General features: G+C 73.0%; 10 protein-coding genes. 6 read left to right on the top strand and 4 right to left on the bottom strand.

Annotated features, from left to right (window positions below; genetic code table 11):
• Nucleotides 1–158: 158 nt before the first annotated feature.
• Nucleotides 159–2,543, top strand: a complete 2,385-nt coding sequence (locus FRCN3DRAFT_RS0238085; RefSeq protein ID WP_007510548.1) for a WD40 repeat domain-containing serine/threonine protein kinase — start codon at nt 159–161, stop codon at nt 2,541–2,543.
• A 27-nt stretch (nt 2,544–2,570) separates the two neighbouring features.
• Here the strand turns inward: FRCN3DRAFT_RS0238085 and FRCN3DRAFT_RS0238080 are convergent, their stop codons facing one another.
• Nucleotides 2,571–3,686 carry a sulfite oxidase gene (locus FRCN3DRAFT_RS0238080; RefSeq protein WP_007510550.1) on the bottom strand — a complete coding sequence of 372 codons (1,116 nt, stop codon included), beginning with the start codon at nt 3,684–3,686 and terminating at the stop codon, nt 2,571–2,573.
• 187 nt (nt 3,687–3,873) lie between these two features.
• On the opposite strand from FRCN3DRAFT_RS0238080, the gene FRCN3DRAFT_RS0238075 reads away from it, so the two are divergent.
• On the top strand, nt 3,874–5,493 hold the full coding sequence (locus tag FRCN3DRAFT_RS0238075) for a SulP family inorganic anion transporter (protein WP_007510552.1): 1,620 nt from the start codon (nt 3,874–3,876) through the stop codon (nt 5,491–5,493).
• Between the two features lie 130 nt (nt 5,494–5,623).
• Here FRCN3DRAFT_RS0238075 and FRCN3DRAFT_RS0238070 read toward each other — a convergent pair whose 3' ends face one another.
• The 3 genes from FRCN3DRAFT_RS0238070 to FRCN3DRAFT_RS0238060 form a co-directional block, all read right to left on the bottom strand.
• Nucleotides 5,624–6,727 (bottom strand): NAD-dependent epimerase/dehydratase family protein, encoded by a 1,104-nt coding sequence (locus FRCN3DRAFT_RS0238070; protein WP_007510555.1) that lies wholly within the window; start codon nt 6,725–6,727, stop codon nt 5,624–5,626.
• A 123-nt stretch (nt 6,728–6,850) separates the two neighbouring features.
• Nucleotides 6,851–7,735 (bottom strand): SAM-dependent methyltransferase, encoded by an 885-nt coding sequence (locus FRCN3DRAFT_RS0238065; RefSeq protein ID WP_106410598.1) that lies wholly within the window; start codon nt 7,733–7,735, stop codon nt 6,851–6,853.
• Between the two features lie 203 nt (nt 7,736–7,938).
• Nucleotides 7,939–11,955, bottom strand: coding sequence for a diguanylate cyclase domain-containing protein (locus FRCN3DRAFT_RS0238060; RefSeq protein ID WP_232794385.1), 4,017 nt, complete (start codon nt 11,953–11,955; stop codon nt 7,939–7,941).
• Between the two features lie 664 nt (nt 11,956–12,619).
• On the opposite strand from FRCN3DRAFT_RS0238060, the gene FRCN3DRAFT_RS0238055 reads away from it, so the two are divergent.
• The 4 genes from FRCN3DRAFT_RS0238055 to FRCN3DRAFT_RS0238040 all read left to right on the top strand — a co-directional run bounded on the left by FRCN3DRAFT_RS0238055 (nt 12,620) and on the right by FRCN3DRAFT_RS0238040 (nt 18,998).
• Entirely contained in the window at nt 12,620–14,386 is a 1,767-nt protein-coding gene (locus FRCN3DRAFT_RS0238055; RefSeq protein ID WP_007510561.1) for an FAD-dependent oxidoreductase, read from the top strand.
• A 37-nt stretch (nt 14,387–14,423) separates the two neighbouring features.
• The gene (locus FRCN3DRAFT_RS0238050) at nt 14,424–15,698 is read left to right on the top strand and encodes a cytochrome P450 (RefSeq protein WP_007510563.1); all 1,275 of its coding nucleotides are present in this window, start codon (nt 14,424–14,426) and stop codon (nt 15,696–15,698) included.
• 206 nt (nt 15,699–15,904) lie between these two features.
• A complete protein-coding gene (locus FRCN3DRAFT_RS57285) occupies nt 15,905–17,530 on the top strand; it encodes a GGDEF domain-containing protein (protein WP_269799876.1) in 1,626 nt (541 codons plus the stop codon).
• Between the two features lie 37 nt (nt 17,531–17,567).
• Entirely contained in the window at nt 17,568–18,998 is a 1,431-nt protein-coding gene (locus tag FRCN3DRAFT_RS0238040) for an NAD-dependent epimerase/dehydratase family protein (RefSeq protein ID WP_007510566.1), read from the top strand.
• The last annotated feature ends 49 nt before the right edge of the window (nt 18,999–19,047 follow it).

Below are 19,047 nucleotides of genomic sequence, written 5' to 3'. Positions count from 1 at the left end.
CAGTACTGGGATGGCCGGCCAGCACTGGGATGTCAGTAAGTTTCCACCCTCGCCGGGAGTCCGCCGATTCCTGCCAGCATGTCCGCGTAGCGAGCTACGCAGGGAGACAAGGTGGGCACGAGTCCGGACGCGGACGGCGCGGCGCGGCGGCGGTCGCGGTGACCCTGGACACGCCGGGGAGCGGCACGGCTGGCGCGCCCCTGACCGAGACCGACCCGCGCCAGGTCGGCTCCTACACCCTGCTTCGCCGGCTGGGCCGCGGCGGGATGGGAGTGGTCTACTACGGCCTCAGCCCGCAGGGACGCCCGGTCGCGGTGAAGGTGATCCGTCCCGAGGTCGCCGCCGACCGCGAGTTCCGAGCCCGGTTCCGCCACGAGGTGGCGAACGCCCGCCGAGTCCGGGGATTCTGCACAGCCGAGGTTCTCGACGCCGACCCGGACGGCGAGCTGGCCTACCTGGTCACCGACTACGTCCAGGGCCCGACGCTCGCCCAGGCGATCAGGGAGCGCGGGCCGCTCGCCCGTGCAGACCTGGAGCAGCTGGCGATCAGCGTGGCTACGGCGCTGACGGTCATCCACAGCGCCGGTGTGGTCCACCGGGATCTCAAGCCGGAGAACGTCCTGCTCTCGTCGACCGGCGCGCGGGTCATCGACTTCGGGATCGCCCGTGCGCTCGACGCGGCCACCGCCCTGTCCCGGGAGATCAGGCGCGTCGGCACCCCCGCGTTCATGGCGCCGGAACAGGTCGCGGGCACGGACCTGACGCCGGCCGCCGACATCTTCGCCTGGGGCGGCATCGTCGTGCATGCCGGCACCGGCCGCCTGCCCTTCGGGGACGGTCCCACGGATGTGATCTTCTACCGTATCGAGACGAAGCCGCCCGACCTGTCCGGCCTGCCCACGCCGCTGCGGGACATCGTCGAGATGGCGATGCGCAAGGACCCGGCGGTCCGGCCGACGGCCGCCGAGCTCTACGGCATGCTGTTGGGCTCGTCGGTGCCCGTCGTGCCGGAGCGCGCCGCGCCGCGACTTCCAGGGGACGCCGAACCCGAGGCCACCCTCATCTCGGCCGTACCGCGGACACCGCCGCCGACCATCCCGCCACTCACCATGTCGGTCCCGCCGGGTGGCTCGGTCCCGCCGGGTGGCTCGGTCCCTCCGGCCGGCCGGCCCGAGGGCGCGCAGGCACCCGCGGGTACCGATCGGCACGGCATCGTCCCGTGGGGCCGCCGGCGACGCCGCGGCCGGATGCTGGTCGCGGCGGGCCTCGCCCTTGCCGTGGCCGCGGCGGTCACGACCGTCGCCCTGCTCAACCGTTCGGGCGACGGAAACAGCCCGTCGACCGAGAACCTGGCCGCCGGCTCCCGGGCACTCGCCGCGCAGGCCACGGCGGCCGAACCGACCGACCGCGGGCTGTCGCTCCGGCTGGCGACGGCCGCCTACCGGCTGGCCCCGACCCAGGAGGCCCGCGCGGCGCTCCTGGCCGCCGCCGACACCCCGCTCGCCACCCTGTCGGTCCTCACCGGCCACACCGACAACGTCATCTACACGGCGTTCAGCCCCGACGGCAAGGTGCTCGCCACCACCAGCGACGACCACACGGTCCGCCTGTGGGACGTGACCGACTCGGAGAAGCCGACCACGATCGCCACCCTCACCGGGCACACCGACGAGGTCAACGGGGTGGCGTTCAGCCCCGACGGGAAGACGATGGCCACCGGCAGCACCGACCACACGGCCCGCCTGTGGGATGTGACCAACCCGAGCCAGCCGGTGTCGCTCGCGACCATCACCGGCCACACCGCGAACGTGTACGGCGTCAGGTTCAGCCCGGACGGCCGGCTGCTGGCGAGCACGGGGGGCCTCGATCGCACGGCCCGCCTGTGGGATGTGACCAACCCGAGCCAGCCGACGCCGGTGTCGACCCTGACGGGCCACACCGGCGCCGTCTGGGGTGTCGCGTTCAGCCCGGACGGTAGGACCCTCGCCACGGCCGCCACCGACCAGAAAGCCCGGCTGTGGGACATCGCCGACCCTGCCAATCCGGTGCTGCTCGCTACCATCACCGGCCACACCGACTTCGTCCTGGACCTGGCGTTCAGCCCGGATGGCAAGGTCCTCGTCACCACCAGCGGTGATCGGACCATCCGGCTGTGGGATCTCACCAACCTCCGGAAGCCGGCGCCGCTGTCCACCCTCACCGGCCACACCAACGCGCTCTACGGGGTGGCATACAGCCCGGACGGCAAGACGTTGGCGACGACCAGCCGCGACCAGACCGCCCGGTTGTGGGACGTAGCCAACCCCCGCCAGCCCCGGCCGCTGGCGACCCTCGCCGGTCACGACGACCACGTCTACGGGGTGGCGTTCAGCCCCGACGGCAGGCACCTCGCCACCACCAGCGCCGACCGGACCGTCCGGCTGTGGACCGTCGACCCCGCAGAGCTCGCCCAGCGTGCCTGCGCCATCCCGACCGACCGCCTCACCGAAGCGGAGTGGACCCGCTACCTCCCGAACCTGCCCTACCGGGCCACCTGCGCCTGAGGCCGCCGACGCGCCCTTCCGCTTCGGTCAGGCGGCTCGGCCGGTGACCCGTACCCGGGTCCAGGCGTTGTTGCCGTAGCCCTTCGGGTTCCACAGGGTCGCGGGCTGTTCCGGCTGCACGGTGGCGCTGGTGTCCCAGGCGCGCGCGACGATGTCCACCGGCCCGGGCGGGATCCGCACGGTCGTCTCCCACAGCCGCCAGGCCCAGGGGCTCGGCGCCGGGCCGAGGTCGGCCTGCCGCCAAGGGCTGGCACCGTTCGCGTCCGGGCCGGTGCCGGTGCCGGTGTCCCGGCCCGGTCCCGGCGTCTCCACCCGGACGTCGACGCGTGCCACGCCGCGGCCGTCCCCGGCGATGGCGTACCCGCTGATCCGGTTCGGCCCGGGCGGCAGCGTCTGGCCCTGCCCGGGGGTGAGGATCGCGGCGTTGACGGCGAGCGGCCCGAGGGACAACCCGGTGCCGGGCGCGTCCGCCGGGTCCGCGTCCGCCGGTAGCAGCCGGTAGGCGGTGGCCTGGAAGTAGTTGTCCGACGGCCGTTCCTGCACGTGGATGTGCTCGACCCACTTGACGCTGCGCGCGCCGATGTAGCCGGGCACCACCACCCGGACCGGGGCGCCGTGCGCCGGCGGCAGCGGTGCGCCGTCCATCTCCCACGCGAGCAGGACCTCGCCGGCCATCGCCTTCGACATCGGCACCGACCCGCCGAACGGCTGCGGAGGATCGGCGAGCTCGGAGACGTCCGCCGCGCCGAAGGCGACATGCGCCGCGTCGGGCCACGGCTCCGCCGAGGCCAGCACGTCGGCGAGGCTGACGCCGGTCCACCGTGCCGTGGAGACCACGCCCGGTCCCCACGGGACCTCGTCGGGGATGGGGCGGACGGCGGCCAGTTCGGCCCGGCGGTTGCCGGCGCACAGCAGCGTCGCCACCACCGTCCGCTCGGGGAAACGGGCACGAAGCTGCGCCAGGGAGAGCACCAGGGGACGGCGGACGACTCCGTCGACCCGCAGGCGCCACGAGTCCGGGTCGATCTGAAGGATCGGGCCGTGGTTGCGGCTGTAGAAGGTGTCCAGAGGCGTGACCGGTCTGTCGGCGAGCGCCGCCGCGGGAGGCTCCGCGTTGAACGGCTCCTCCTCGTAAACGATCATGTCAGCTCGCTTGTCCCATGCCGCCACGCGGGCCGGTGTGCCCGGATGTGTGATCGACAAACGGTCGACACTCGGCCACTGTGCGCCCACATCTTCGACACCACCAACCCAATCAACCTCGGAACGTAGCTTTATGGCTACGCGTTGTCGTGGGTGTCTGCAGCCGGCCTACGACTGGAGTCCGCACGTGCCTGACGAGATCTTTGCGCCCGACACGCGCGACCCGCGCGAGTCCCGATCACTGGCCAGCCCCGGCCGTCGCGACGCGCGTTCCCGCTGGCGCGTCGACGTCGAGGCGTCGCTGGTCGTCTTCCTCGTCGCGCTGCCGCTTTCACTGGGCATCGCCGTCGCCTCCGGGGCGCCGGTCGCCTCCGGCGTCATCGCCGCCGTCGTCGGGGGTGTCGTGGCGGGCGCGCTGGGCGGCGTGCCCCTGCAGGTCTCGGGCCCGGCGGCGGGCCTCATCTCCGTCGTCGCGACGGTCGTGGCCACCTATGGCTGGCGGGCCGCCTGTTTCGTGACCGCCGCCGCGGGCGTCCTGCAGGTGCTGCTCGGTGCCAGCCGGGTCGCCCGCGGCGTGCTCGCGATCTCCCCGGCCGTCGTGCAGGGGATGCTCGCGGGTATCGGGATCACGATCGTCGTCGGCCAGGTCCACGTCGTGCTCGGTGGTGCCGCGCGGTCCTCGGCGCTCGACAACATCGTCGAGCTCGGCCGCCAGTTCGGGACCGTCCACATCCCGGTGGCGGCCGTGCTCGGGCTGGCGACCGTCGTCCTGATGCTGGTGTGGCCGCGGCTGCCGCGCCCGCTCGCGAGCATTCCGGCGCCGCTCGCGGCGGTGACCCTCACGACCGTGGCGTCGCTCGCCTCCGACGTGCCCCGGGTCGGGCTGCCCCATGACATTCTCGGCTCGCTCGCGCTGCCGGAGCTGCCTGGCGGGTCGATGACGGGAATCGCGACCGCCGTCCTCACCGTCACGCTGATCGCGAGCATCGAGTCCCTGCTGTCCGCCGTCGCCGTGGACAACATGCACGGCGGTCCTCGCGGGAACCTGGACCGGGAGCTGGTCGCGCAGGGCGCCGCGAACACCGTGTCGGGGCTCGCGGGCGGGCTGCCGGTCACCGGCGTGATCGTCCGCAGCGCCACCAACGTCCGGGCCGGCGCCCGGACCCGCGCGTCGGCCATCCTGCACGGGCTGTGGATGGCCGCGTTCGCCCTGCTGCTCGCGCCGTTGCTGCGTCAGATCCCGCTCGCGGTCCTTGCCGGGCTGCTCGTCGTGATCGGCGTGAAGCTCGTAGACCTGGCCGGAGTCCGGGTCCTGTCCCGGCACGGGGACCTCGCCACCTACCTCGTCACGGCGGGCGGCGTCGTGGTCCTCAACCTCCTGGAAGGAGTGGCGCTCGGCGTGGGCGTCGCGGTGCTGCAGACGCTGCGGCGCGCGCTCGTCGCGCCCGTCCACGTGCACCCGCCGGCTGGCGCGGGCTCGCCGTGGCGGGTGGTCATCGAGGGAACGCTGGCCTTCCCGTCGCTGCCCCGGCTGGCCCGCCAGCTCGCCCGGCTGCCCGCCGCCGCGCCGGTCCAGCTCGACCTCGCGGTCGACTACCTCGACCACGCCGCCTACGAACTGCTCGACAGCTGGACCCGGGCCCGCCGCCACGACGGCGCGCGTGTCGTCATCAACGAGATCGGCACGCCCGTCCTCAGCCAGATCCGCGCGGGCCGCCCGCCGTCACGGCGGCTTCGAGCGGCCTCGGCCACCGCCAGCCCCGCCGCGACCTGCGCGGCCTGTTCAGCCCCGTTCGCGGAGGGCTAGGCCAAAGTCGCTCCCCCGGAAGATCGGCTGGCGCCGACCTCCCGGGGACCCCCGCGGCGATGATGGCGGAGCCTCGCGTGGCCGGAGGCCGTCAGACACGGCCTGGCGCCGCGCGGCCGAAACGGGTGCGTCACCGGCCGCGGTCGTCGACCAGCCCGGGTCGCTGTGGGTGGGGCATGGAGTGGGCCGGGGCCGCGGGGCGCTGCTCGACGGCGTCGCCCAGGCGGCGCAGCGCCGCCCGGTAGTGGGCGACGAGAGCATCCTCGGTGGCGTAGTCGAAGCGGTCGGTGAACGACGGGTTGGCGCCGGGTTCGAAGTCCGGCCGCTCGTCGTACCAGGCGAGCAGTTCCGCCATGGCCGCCACCGGGTCGACCGCGGGCTGGTAGCCGAGGACGTGGCGGGCCTTCTCCGTGCTGAGGACGCAGTGCTCAGCGGTGGTGCCGGCGAGCGGCAGGATCGAGGTGGTCGCCTCGATGGCGACGTCGCGTGGCAGCGCGACGATGTCGAGCTCCGCGCCCATCAGCCGCGCGACCAGCTGCGCCCAGTCGCGGAACGACCAGCTGACCGGGTCGCCGCAGTTGAAGACCTGGCCGGCCGCGGCGGCCGGGCGGTCCACCGCCGCCAGGACGAACGCCGCGGCGTTGCGGACGGCGCAGCGGGTGTGCACCTGGATGCCGCCGTCGGGGAGGATCATGAACGGGCGCCGGTCCCGGATCCGGCGGACGACGGACCACTCGTGCGGCCGGGCGTTGTTGGGCCCGTACAGCATCGGGTAGCGCAGGACGGTGCCGCGCGGGTGCTCGGCGAAGACCGCCCGCTCGGCTTCCGCCAGCCGTCCGGAGAACCGGAGCGCCGGATCGTCGCTTGCCGGGTCGACGAGCGGGTCGTCCTCCTCGACCGGGATGGCCAGCCTCGAGCCCGGTCGGGGGAAGTAGCCGCGGTAGACGGGGACGCCCCCGACGCTGACGAACTGGTCGCAGCGTCCGCGCAGCGCGGGCGCGAGGTGCTGGACGCGGCCGTACATGGCGAGCACGGCGTCGAACGTCCGGGTGCCCAGCGCCTCGTCGATGGACTCGCGGAAGTGCGGGTCGCCGTGCAGGTGCTCGTGGTCGCGTGCCTCGGGCGGCTCGTGCGTGCCGCGATGGAAGATCGTGACCTCATGGCCGCGCTCGGCGAGCCCGCGCACCACGTGCGGGCCGGACGGGCCGGTACCACCGACGACCAGCACGCGCATGGCCGCGGACGCTACCAGCGCACCCGGCGACGGGGCCACTTCTGCTGAGCGGGCGCTTACTTACCACGCTCGACCGGCCGCGCGCCGACGAAACGCCGGCTGGCAGGCGCCTTGGCGGTCGGGTCAGGCGGGCTTGTGCCCGATCCCGACCCAGATCACGGTGGACTCGGGCTCGTCGGCGCGCCACTTCGTCGCCAGCACGACGCCGGGCTCGAGCAGGTCCCAGCCGTCGAAGAACCGGCCGATCTGTTCCTGCGTCCGCGCGTGGAAGCTGCCGGTGGACGCCTCCTGCATCAGGGCGTACGCCGCCGCCAGGTCCTCCGCCGGGACGTTTCCCGAGGGGGCGTCGGTCGCGACGGCCGGATGCGTGAGGACGAGGAAGCTGCCGGGGGGCATCGCGTCGGCGAGGGTGCGCACGATCGAGTACGGGTCCTGATCCTCCGGTACGCAGTGCATGATCGCGATCAGCATCAGCGCGATCGGCTGGCTGAAGTCGAGGACCTCGGCGGCCTTGGCGAGGATTTCGTCCGGCCGGCGGACATCGCCATGCACATAGGTCGTGCTGCCCTCGGGTGTGCTGGTGAGCAGCGCGTGCGCGTGTGCCAGCACGATCGGGTCGTTGTCCGCGTAGACGATCCGGGCGTCCGGGGCGGCGCGCTGGGCGACCTCGTGGGTGTTGTCCGAAGCGGGCAGGCCGGTGCCGATGTCGAGGAACTGGCGGACGCCGTGCTCGGCGGCGAGCAGGTGCACGGCGCGGCGCAGGAAGGCGCGGTTGGCCTGGACGCTCTCGGTGACGGCGGGCATGGCCGCCATGACCGCCTCGGCGACCTTCCGGTCGGCCGGGTAGTTGGTCTTGCCACCGAGCCAGTAGTCGTAGACCCGAGCGATGTGCGGAACCTCGGTGCGCAGGTCGATCGGCTCACCGTCCGACCCGAGCACCGACCCGCCCGCTGGGACCACCGACTCGAAGTTCCACGATCCGTCTCCAGCACCGTCGCTGTCGGTCACTGACTCCCCGTTCCTCTCCTGCGCCCGTCGGACTCTTCCGCGCGCCGCCCCGCGCGCCGCGCACCGCACCGACGCCGCCGATCCGATCATCGGCGAGCCCCGCCCTGACTCGTAACCTATCCCCGATTGCGACGTATACGACGCGAACTACGCCGGATCGTAACGCCCGTCTGGGTGCGCGATGACCTGGCCATCTGGCCCGGTTACGCATCCCCAGGTCGTTGGTCGCCGGCCGGTCGGCGCGGGAGGCACCCGTCGGCTTTGGCGAGCACGACGCTCCCGCGACCGCGACGTTTCGCGTCGTACATGGCGAGGTCGGCGGCGCGGACGACCCGCACCGGGTCGGGGTAGGCGGTGGAGAGCGCGGCACCGATCGTCGCCGCGACGGTCAGGACCGCCCCGTGGGTCCGCAGTGGCTGACGCAGCGCGGCGAGGATCCGCTCGGCGAGCTCGACAAGCTCGCCCTCGTCCGTGTTCTCGACGAGGATGGCGAACTCGTCGCCGCCGAGCCGCGCCACGGGGTCGCCCGCGCGGACGGTGGCCTCCAGCCGCAGGGCGACGATCTCGAGAACCTCGTCACCGGCGGGGTGGCCGTAGGTGTCGTTGACGGGTTTGAAGTTGTCCAGGTCGACGAACAGGACGCCGAACGGCGCGATGCCCGCCCCATGGGTGCCCCGGGAGGTGGCCGCGTCGAGGCACTGGGCGAAGGAGGCCCGGTTGGGCAGACCCGTGAGCGGGTCGTGATACGCGGCGGCGGTCAGCTCGTCCTGGAGCACCTTGCGCTCGCCGATGTCGTGGCAGGTCAGCAGGACGCCGGACACGGCCGAGCCGGCCGAGGTCGTCAGCGCTGACGCGGTGACGTCGAACCATCTGTGTTGGCCGTCGGCGGTACGGAGCCGGACGTCCTGCAGCGTCCGCGGACCGGGTGGCTCCGCCGCCGGAACCGGCGGTGGTCTCCCCGAGGTGGGGGGCGACGGCGCCGTGACGGGTCGCGACGGCGCCCGCCGGCCGGCGGTGGTCTGGACGAAGGCGCGCAGCCGGGCGGCGTCGTCCGGATGGGCCAGGTCGCCGACGTCGTGGCCGGCCCAGTCGGTGGTCCGCTGGTCGAGGAGGCGGGTCACGGACGGGCCGACCACGCTGATCCGGCCGTCTGGGGCGGCGACGGCGACGATGTCGTGGGCGCCGCGCAGCAGTGCCTCGAACCGGTCGACGTCACGGCGCAGGGCGCGCCGGCGGCGGTCGTCGGCGGCGGCCACGGCGATCAGCGTGAACGCGACGATGCCGAGCAGGAGCCCGAGCCCGGGCAGCGAGCTGCCGAGGTCGTCGAAGACCACGGTCCGACTTCGTTGCAGGAGCGTGTAGTAGCCGGGAATCGTGCCCGTCGGCATCGCGAACGAGATCAGGCCCGGGTCGGCCGAGCGGACGGAGGCCGCCTCGCCCTGCGGGGGGAGCCTGTGCAGCGTTGCGGGGTCGACGACGCGACGACCGATGAACGTGACGTCCGAGCCGAAGCCGACGCGTCCGTTCTGGTCGACGAGTTCCAGGGAGCCCAGCGGAGCGAGGGACTGGAAGATCACCGTCGGTAACCCATGGCGCGCCGAGCGGCCGATGGCCAGCACCGCGACGGTCCTGTCCCCGCGCATCACCGGCTCCAGCCCGTACACCCGCTCGACCCCGGCGGAGTCGGCGACCACCGGCGTCCACTGGGCCCGGCCCGCCACCACCGAACGCCACAGGGCGCTTCGGGTGTCGACCGGCAGCGTCGCCTTCGCCGGCAGCGCCGAGAGAACCTGCCCGTCAGGCGACGTCAGCAGCAGATCCGTGTCCGGCCCGCCGATGGCGGAGGCGGCGAACCCGCGCAGGATCCCGCGGTCGACCGCGGGATTCGTGAAGGTCCACGGCGCGGCCGAGACGAACGGCACCAGCCGCGCAGGCTCCAGGATCATCGAGGCGGAGTCGTTGAACGCCGCCGCGACGGCACGGTTCTGGGTCAGGGCGACGGCGCGCGCGATGCTCCGGGCGTCGGCCTCCTGGCGCAGGCCGATCCCGAGGATTCCGAGCAGCAGCGCCGCGACCGCGAGGATCGGGGCGAGGGACCGTAACCAGGCGGGCCAGGTCCGCCGGGACGTCGGCGCCGCCGGCCCCGATGCCGGCGCGGACCCGGCCCGCGGTGACGGCGGGATGGTCGCCGCACTCCCCGTGCCTGCCATGCGGGCCGCGGAGACGGCCGAGGCTGGGCCGGTGACCAGCACGGTGTCCGGCGCGGACACCGTGCAAGGCCCGTCGCCGGATCGCTTTGCCTCGTACATGGCCTGATCCGCGGCGCGCAGCAGGGCACCGGCATCGGCGGGGGTCGCGCGGCCGTCGGGAGACGGCGTGCTCAGCGCGATACCGATACTGGCGCTCACCTGTACGCGGACGGCCCGGTACGCGGACACGGCGGCGTCCGGCGCGGTCGCCGCGTCTGGAGGGTCCGGCGCGGGCATGCTGATCGGCCGGGCGATGGCCGTGGCGAGACGGTCGGCGATGAGTCGCGCGGTCGCCGGGTCGACCGCGCGCAGCAGCGCGCCGAACTCGTCGCCGCCGAACCGGCTGGCGAGGTCGTTCGGGCGCAGGGCGGCGACGATGCGTTGGGCGACGACGCGCAGCACGTGGTCACCGGCGGCGTGGCCGTGCCTGTCGTTGATCGGCTTGAAGTCGTCGAGGTCGATGAACAGCAGCGCGTCCCGGGTGCCGTCGGCGGCCGACGTCGTGAGCGCGCCGGCGAGGTGGGTGAGGAAGGTCGCGCGGTTGGGCAGCCCGGTCAGAGGGTCGTGCCGGGCCTGGTGGGCGAGGCGGTCCTGGAGGGCCTTGCGCTCGCCCACCTCGTGACAGGTGATGACCACGCCGCCCAGATCGTGAGGGCCGCGTTCGTCGACGGCGGTGAGGTCGAACCAACGGAAGTGCTCGGCATCCCCGGTTGGCTCGGCGTCCCCCGTTGCCTCGGCGTCCCGGGTTACCTCGGTGCCCCCGGTGGCCTCGGCGTCGCCTGTCGTCTCCGGGTCGGTGTCGCTGATCCGGGTCGGCGCGCGCTCGGCGCCGGTCCCAGCGCGTAATCGGACGTTGACGAGTGTCGTCTCGCCGGGCGGAAGGCGGGCGAGCGACGCCGCCACCCGATCGCGGTCGCCGGGATGAACGAGGTCGAGCAGCGGACGTTTCACCCACTCGGCGTCGGCCTGGCCGAGCAACCATCGTGCCGATGGGCTCATGAACACCACGGTCGAGTCGTCGCGGACCAACATGATCACGTCATGGGTGTTGCCGAGCAGGTGGTGCAGCCGGGCGTGGGCCCGGCGTGCTCCCAGCTCACGGACCGCGCCGAAGAGAACCAGCCCGAACACCGAACCGCCGAGCACGCCGATGAGCGTGTGGTTGCGGCTGGCCTGCTGGTTGCGCAGGTCCCCGTAGAGCTGTGCGTTCGAGGCCTCGAACGTGGTCACATAGCCGGTGGTCCGCTGCACGGCGGCGATGACGGTTTGCTCGTGGCCGTCGGCGCCATGTGTCTGCCAGACCTCGGCATGGCCCGGTCGCAGGGCCGCCACCCGGGCCGGGTCGACGATGCGCCTGCCCACCTCGGTCGATGACCACGAGGAGATCGCGACCCCGTTGCGGTCCACCTGGGACAGCCCGCCGGTATCGGGTCCGTTGGCGAGCACGCCGAGCCGCTCCTGGAACCGCTCACCGGCGGTGTCGATGGACAGCGAGACCAGGACGGCCCGTGGCTCGTCCCTGCCGGACGCGGCGCCCCCGGTGGGGACGCCACCGGCGTGGACCGGGGCGAGCGCGGCCCGGACCTCCCTGCCATCCAGGTCGAACGCCGAGGACCAGCCGGGCTGGCCGCGCAGGGCCTCTGTCCAGGCGTTGCCCAGCTCGGCGGTGGAGATGACCGCGCCATCCGGACGCGCCGCGATCACCCGCCCGGCCGGATCCAGGAGGGCGACGGCCGCCGTCGGGTTGCCCGTCGGCGTGAGGTCGAAGGCCGAGAGCAGAGCGGCGTCGTGGGCCGGGTCGGTCAGGGTGAAACCGGCGCCGTCGACCATCGTCTGGAGAATCTGCGGGTCGTCGGTCTGCGACCGGTAGTTCGCGATGCTCTCGACGAGGTCGACCCGGTTGGCGAGACGGCCATGCTCGGCGTGGCCAAGCTGCCAGCGCCCGACCAGCAGGGCGGCGAGCGCGAGCAACAGGGCAAGGACGGCGCCGGTGACGAGTGGCGCGGCCCGACCCAGCCGGCCCGCGCGCCACGGACGGCTCCGTCGCCGTTGGTCTGAGCAGTCATCGCCGCCGTGGTGGCGGCCACCACCATGATCGTCGCCCTGATCGCCATCGTGCCCGGCGACTGCACACGCGCCGGGGCCGCCGTCGGTCTGCCGCCTGCGCGCCAGCGCCGTCGCGATGCGTGTCCAGGAAGAGGCGGAGAACTTCGCGCCGGCGGGCTTCGCCGACGGGCTAGCCGAGACCATCCTGGTCGAGGCCGTGCCCCCTCCGACTCCGGAGGCGCCGACGTCCAGGTTTCCATGGAGATCGCCGCCTGTATTCCATGAACTACGCCACGTTACGTGAAATGCATACCCTCGGGCAAGGTCTGAGCTATAAATTGGCGGGCCGATCCCCGGGGTTTTCACATGAGTCAGGTGGGATCATCGCCGTTACGGCGCGCTATACCACGATAAAATATCGCCGGTCACCAAGGTCGCTTTCCGTCTCGGCCGACGAGCAGGTGCTGTGGGAACAAGGAGGCCTTGGAAGCGCTGCTGGCCAGGGTTTTTACGGGCGGCGCCGGGGAAGGGACAGGCTGCGTCGGGGTCACGGTCGCCCCCGATCCGATGTGACCCGGGGGGATGTCTCGTGAGACTCGTCGTCGACCTCACGCGTTGCCAGGGATATGCGCAGTGCGCCTTCCTCGCGCCGGATGTATTCCGAATGCAGGGAGACGAGGCGCTCTGGTACGACCCGGAGCCCGACGACACCCAGCGGGAGCAGGTTCTCCGGGCGGCGGCGGCCTGCCCCGTCCAGGCCCTGCGGGTCGAGCCGATCCAGGCGCGGCGCCCCGGCGTCGACGCGCGTACATCGGCCAGCGACGGCGCCAGCGTCCATGGCGGCTCCAGCGCGAGCGCCAATGGCGGCGCCAGTGCCAATGGCGGCGCCAGTGCCAATGGCGGCTTCAGCGTCAATGGCGGCTTCAGCGTCAATGGCGGCTTCGGCGTCTATGGCAGGGCCAGCACGAATGGCAGCGCCGGCGACGGCGACGGAATGAGGCGTTTCGCGCGGATCGTCATCGTGGGCGTCTCGGTCGCCGGCCTGCGAGCCGCGACGGCGTTGCGGCGGGAGGGCTTCTCCGGTTCGCTGACGCTGATCGGAGACGAGCCGTGCGAGCCCTACGACCGTCCGCCGCTGTCCAAGCAGGTCCTCGACGGATGGGTGCCGGGCAGGCGGACGGCGCTGCCCCGGCCGGATGACCTCGACGCCGAGTGGCGGCTCGGCGTGCGCGCGACCGGGCTCGATCTGGCCCGCAAGCGGGTCCTGCTCGCGGACGGCGCCGAGGTCGAGTTCGACCGGCTGCTGATCGCCACCGGCGCGCGGGCGCGACCGTGGCCCAAGCCAGCCGAGGCCGCGCTGGACGGCATGTTCGTCCTGCGCGGCCGGGACGACGCCGCCGGGCTGCGGCAACGGCTCGCCGCCGGGCCCCGCAGGGTGCTGGTCATCGGCGCGGGTTTCACCGGGTCGGAGGTCGCCTCCTCGTGCCGTGGGCTGGGGCTGCCGGTGACGGTCGCCGAGCGCGGCCCCGCGCCGCTGGTCGGGGCGCTCGGTCGAGTGGTCGGCGCGGTCGCCGCGGACCTGCACCGCGACCACGGCGTCGACCTGCGCTGCGACGTCACGGTCACGGCCCTCGAGGGGGACGAGGCCGACCGCCTTCGCCGCGCCCACCTGTCCGACGGCACGTCGCTCGACGTCGACGTGGCGGTCGCCGCGCTCGGCAGCGTCCGCAACGTCGAATGGCTCCAGGACTCGGGGCTCGCGGCCGGGCCGTGGGGCGTCGGCTGCGACACCGGGGCGCGGGCCTTCACCGTCGACGGCATGGTCTGCGACGACGTCTTCGTCGCCGGCGACGTGGCGCGGTTCCCGCACCCGCTCTACGACTACCAGTTCCTCGCGCTCGAGCACTGGGGCAACGCGGTCGCGCAGGGCGAGATCGCGGCGCACAACATGATCAGTCCGCAGACGGAGCGCTGGCCGCACCTGGCCGTGCCCAGCTTCTGGTCGACCCAGTTCGGCATCGAGATCAAGTCCGTCGGCGTACCCACCTTCGCCGACGAGGTCATCATCACGCAGGGCTCCACCGCGGACCGCCGGTTCGTCGCCGTCTACGGCCGCCGAGGCCGGGTGACCGCCGCGGTCGCCTTCGACCAGGGGAAATGGCTGGGCTTCTACCAGGACCTGATCGAGCGGGCGGCGCCGTTCCCGCCGGAGTTCCGGTGCGTCGACCAGGCCACCGGGCGTCCCGTGCCGATGGAGGTCCCCGACCGGCGAGTGCTGCTCCGCGAGGCCACGGTCATGGTGACCGGGCATGACCCGTCCGAGCGGCGCGCCCGGTTCGTCCACTCCGGCCGCTGACCCGGCCGCACCCCGCCGACACCCGGAGGGCCGTCTCATGGCACCGGTCAGCGTCTTCGACCAGATTCTCGACTACGGCAACCGCGCCGACCCCTATCCGTTGTACGCCCAGCTGCGCCGGACACCGGTCAGCCGGGCGGACGACGGCGGTTACGTCGTGAGCACCTACGCCGAGATCGTCGCGTTGCTGCACGATCCTCGGATCAGCTCGGATCCGCGTAGCCGCGACGACTACGCCGCCATCGCCGAGGACGGCACGGCCGGGACGCTGCCGCAGGCGTTCATCTCCCTCGACCCGCCCGAGCACGACAGGGTCCGGCGGCTGCTGACCCGTCACTTCGGACCGCCGCACAACCCCGGTCGGATCATCCGGCTGGTCCCGGAGATCAGCGAGATCGCCGCCGGCCTGGTGGACGACCTGGCCGAGCGCGACCAGGTGGACCTCGTCGAGGACTTCGCCTACCCGCTGCCCGTCACGGTCATCTGCCGGCTGCTCGGAGTGCCCCGCGAGGACGAACCGCGCTTCCGGGTGTGGGCCGACGCCGTGGTCGAGGCCACCGACCCGGCCACCGGTGACCTGGCCACCCGGCGCGGCCGGCGCGTCCGGGCCGCGGCCGAGCTCGGGCAGTACCTCGGCGACCTGGCCGACGCCCACCGGCGCGACCCCGGCGACGACATCCTGTCCGGGCTCGCCACCGACACCGAGGCGCAGGGCCGGCTGTCGCGCGGCGAACTGATGGCCAACGCCGTGCTCCTGCTCATCGCCGGCCACGAGACCACCGTCAACCTGATCGCGAACGGCATGCTCACCCTGCTGCGCCATCCCGACGTCGCGTACCGGCTGGCCCGGGAGCCCGACCTGGCCGGCCGGGTGGTGGAGGAGGTGCTGCGCTACGAACCACCGGTGCAGTTCCTCGGGAACCGCGGCGCCCTCGACGATCTCGAGGTCGCCGGCACCACCGTCCCCCGTGGCGCGCCCATCACCCTGGTCCTCGCCGCCGGCAACCGCGACCCCGACCACGTCGCCGACCCCGACCGGTTCGACCCGGACCGGCGCAACCTCGAACACCTCGGCTTCGGCGGGGGCGTCCACTACTGCTTCGGCGCCCCGCTAGCCCGGCTCGAGGCGCAGATCTCCCTGACGGAGCTCGTGCGGCGACTGGTGGCTCCGCGGCTGGTCGTCGACCCGCCGCCCTACCGGCCGAGCCCGCTCCTGCGCGGCCCCCGTCAGCTCCTGGTGGCGGTGGACGGCGTCACCCCGGCCACCGCGTCGCGCCACCTCGTCGGGTCCCGGAGCCGACCAAAGCCGTAGGTACCTTGTGTGATCGATCAAATGCTCTTCGTTAGACAGGTCGTACGATGGTGGTGTTCCCTGGGCGCATGGTCCCGAGCCGTGACCGCCTGGTGGTCAGGGGGTGACGGCCGATGCTCGACGCGGGAGCCGGTGCTGTGGTGCCGGCGGCTCCCAGATCGGCCAGGCCCGCGGGGGAGCGGCCGCGCCCGGTGGGCGGTTCGGTGGTGAGCGCGCGCGCTTTCGGGTGGATGGTGGCGTGCGCGGGTGTGTTCCTGGTCGTGGTGCTGGTGACCGCCCTGGCGCTGGAGCCCCACCTGGGGGTCGAGGTGGAGGCGTCGGCGGGGGCGGTCGCGGCCGGAGCGGCGGCGGCCTGCTGCGGGTTCGCGGGCTGGCGCTGTCGGGGCGCCGAGCGCCGATGGCGTTGGCTGACCTGCGGTGCCGCGCTCCTGACGATGGTCGGTGTGAGCTTCAGCGTCTGGTCGACCGCCGTGTCCGGGACGAACGTGCCGCGGTTACAGCTGTCCGATCTTGGCTATATGGCCTGCTACGCGTTGGCTCTGGCGGGGCTGCTGACCATGCCGACCGACTCTCTCGATCGAGGGCCGGGCGGACGCGTGGGTGGTGGACATGGTGATCGGCACCTTGAGGCACCCAGCCGTAGGTGGCTGGTCCCGACCGTGCTCGACAGCCTGATCGTGGTCGGTTCGCTGGCGCTGCTCTACTGGGAGCTGGTGCTGGGGGATGTCGTCCTGCACGGCGGATTCAGCCTGGTAGCCGTCCTGATGGCGTGGGCGCTCGCCCTGGGCGCGCTGGTGCTCACGGTGGCGGTCTTCCTGGTCGGCACGTTCCGACGACCGCGTCACTGGCCCGCGTTCGGCCTGCTCGCCGCGGGACTGATCCTCCTGGCGTTGGTGGCGGTCACCTATGCCGCCGCCGCGGTGCGCCGCTGGGTCCTGGTGCCGTCGCCGATCTCGACGGCCTTCGTCGCCTCGTTGCTGCTCATCGGGCTGGCGGCGGTCGTCCCGGCCCGGGCGCCGCCGCCCCCGTCCGCGTGCGACTCTGGCGAGAGTGGGGAAGGCGCCCGGCCGAGCCGCCTGCAGGTCGCGCACCTGATGCTTCCCTACCTCCCGCTGTGCGCGGTCGGCGTGCTCGCGCTGGTGCAGCTGGTCAGCTGGGCGCCCGTGCAGCGAGGCGAGATGTTCGCGCTCCTCTTCCTGCTGACCATGGCGTTATTGCGGCAGGTGGGCACGCTCTGGGACAACGCGAGCCTGCTGGCCCGCTATCGGGCGAGCCAGCGCCAGTTGCGGTACCAGGCGTTCCACGACCCGCTGACCGGGCTCGCGAACCGAACACTGTTCGGCGAACGTCTGGGCGACGCGCTCGAGAGACGCGTCCGAGGCGGCGACCCGCGGTCGTTGGCCGTGCTGTTCTGCGATCTCGACGACTTCAAAATCGTCAACGACGCGCTCGGGCATGCCGCGGGCGACGAACTGCTACGGGTCACGGCCGCGCGGCTCGTCGGGGCCGTCCGGGCCGTGGACACGGTCGCCCGGCTCGGCGGCGACGAGTTCGCGATCCTGCTCGAGGGCCGCGATGACGACCCGGCCCGGCTCGGCCGTCGGGTCGTCGACGCCGTCGCGGCGCCATGTCTGCTCGTCGGAACGCCATACTCGGTCCGGGGGAGCGTGGGCCTGGCCATCGTGGAGTCCGGCACGCTCACCGAGCCGGAGACGGTGCTGCACCAGGCGGACCTGGCCATGTACGAGGCGAAGCGGGTCGGTGGGACGGTCGCTGTCTACCGACCCGGGCTGTCGGCCCCGGAAGCCCGGCCGATTCCAGACGCCCTGTGACATCCTCGGACATCTTCGGGCCGAGGAGTTGGTGGGCGTGAGCGGTAGACGGCAGGTGTTCCTCACCGGGGCGACCGGAAACTGGGGCCGCTGCGTCCTGCGTGAGCTCGCCGACCGCGCCGACCGTTTCGACGTCGTCGCCCTGGTGCCGTCGACCCGGCGTGAACGAGAGATCATCGGCGAGTTCGCCGGCCTGCCCAACCTGCGGGTCGTCTGGGGCGATCTGACGGACTACGGCGCCGTCGAGCGGTGCGTGCGCGGCAGTGACCACGTCCTGCACCTGGGTGCCGTCGTCTCGCCGCTGGCCGACGACCATCCCGAGCTCACCCGCCGGGTGAACGTCGGCGGCGTCCAGAACATCGTCAGGGCGGTGCTGGCCCAGGAGGACCCCGCGGCGATCGGCGTGGTCATGGTCGGGTCGGTCGCCGAGACCGGCGACCGCAACCCTCCGCACCACTGGGGCCGGGTCGGCGACCCGCTGCGGGTCTCCCAGTTCGACGAGTACGGCCAGAGCAAGATCATGGCCGAGCGGGTGCTGGTGGAGTCCCGGCTGCCGCGCTGGGTGTGGCTGCGCCAGACGGGGATCTTTCATCCCGGCGTCCTGGAGATCCGCGATGCGATCGTGACCCACGTGCCGTTCGCGGGGGTGATGGAATGGGCGTCGGCCGAGGACTCCGCCCGCCTGGTCGCCAACATCTGCGAGGACGGTGTGCCCGATCGGTTCTGGGGCCGGGTGTACAACATCGGCGGCGGCGAGTCCTGGCGGCTGACCAACTGGGAGTTCCAGGTCGGCCTGGCGAGGGCGCTCGGCGTGAAGGACATGCGCCGCTGGTACGAGCGCGGCTGGTTCGCCACTCGCAACTTCCACGGCCATTGGTTCACCGACTCGGACACCCTGGAAGACCTCGTGCCCTTCCGGCGCGACACCTTCGACGGCGCGCTGGCCCGCGCCGTTCGGGCCGCCCCGCGCGCCGTTCGGCTGGCGGGGAAGGTCCCGGCGGCGGTCGTGAAGAATCTCGTGATCGGCCCGCTCACCCGGCAGCCGAGGGGCACCATGGCCTGGATCCGCGCGGGCGACGAGGCACGGATCCAGGCCTACTTCGGTTCCCGCGCGGACTGGGAGGCCATCGGGGACTGGTCCACCTTCCAGCCGCCGGCCCCCGACAGGACCCCGCGCCTGCTGGACCACGGCTACGACGAGTCGAAGGACCCGGCAGAATGGAACGGCGCCGACCTCGCCGCGGCCGCCGACTTCCGCGGCGGCCGGTTGCTGTCCGAAACGGTGCCGACGGGCGACGTCGCCGCGCCACTGCGCTGGCGCTGCGCCGAAGGCCACGAGTTCACCGGCAGTCCCCGGCTCATCCTCACCGCCGGCCACTGGTGCCCGGAATGCGTCAGGGACACGGCCGGCTACGCCAAGCAGGCCGGCGCCAACCGTTTCCTCGCGCAGATCGAGTCCACGTCCTAGCTCGTCCTAGCTCGTCCTAGCTCACCGAGGGCCCAGGTCCCAGCCCCGG

Source organism: Pseudofrankia saprophytica, from assembly GCF_000235425.2.
Classification (GTDB): Bacteria; Actinomycetota; Actinomycetes; order Frankiales; family Frankiaceae; genus Pseudofrankia; species Pseudofrankia saprophytica.
This window is presented reverse-complemented; position numbering and strand designations above follow the sequence as displayed.